Origin of the sequence: Kitasatospora sp. MY 5-36 (genome assembly GCF_001182915.1) — a bacterium.
GTDB lineage: Bacteria > Actinomycetota > Actinomycetes > Streptomycetales > Streptomycetaceae > Kitasatospora.
The window spans coordinates 1-656 of record NZ_LFVW01000325.1; the positions used below are offsets into that span (position 1 = coordinate 1).

Genomic DNA, 656 nt, shown 5'->3' on the forward strand with positions numbered 1-656 from the left:
GACGTTGATCCGGCGGGCCTGGGTGCCGTCGTCGGTGCACCGCCGCAGCAGCTCGTCCAGGGCGTCGGCGTCCCCGGCGACGACGGCGGAGGAGGGGCCGTTGACGGCCGCGACGGAGACGCGGTCGGCCCACGGCGCGATGGTGGCGAGCGCGTCCTCGGCGGACTGGGAGAGCGACACCATGCCGCCGTTTCCGGCGATGGCGGTGATGGCCTGGGAGCGCAGGGCGACGGTGCGGGCGCCGTCCTGGAGGGTGAGGGCGCCGGCGACGGTGGCGGCGGCGATCTCGCCCTGGGAGTGGCCGATGACGGCGTCGGGCTCGATGCCGTACGCCTGCCAGAGGGTGGCGAGGGAGACCATGACGGCCCAGAGGGCGGGCTGGACGACGTCCACCCGGTCGTAGCCGGGGGCGCCCTCGGCGCCGCGCAGGACGTCGATCAGGTTCCAGTCGGTGAACTCGGCGAGCGCGTCGGCGCATTCGGTGATCCGCTCGGCGAACACCGGCTCGGTGTCGAGGAGTTCGACGGCCATCCCGACCCACTGGGAGCCCTGGCCGGGGAACACGAACACCGTGCGTCCGGTGGTGGAGACGGTGCCCTCGACCACGGCGGCGCTCTCGGCGCCCTCGGCGAGCGCCCGGAGGCCTTCGGTCAGCT

At 74.5% G+C, this 656-nt stretch carries 1 protein-coding gene; it reads right to left on the reverse strand.

Annotated elements, in window-relative coordinates:
* Window positions 1-656 (reverse strand): acyltransferase domain-containing protein (locus AE652_RS21180; protein ID WP_049653871.1); only part of this gene is annotated, 656 nt, incomplete at both ends.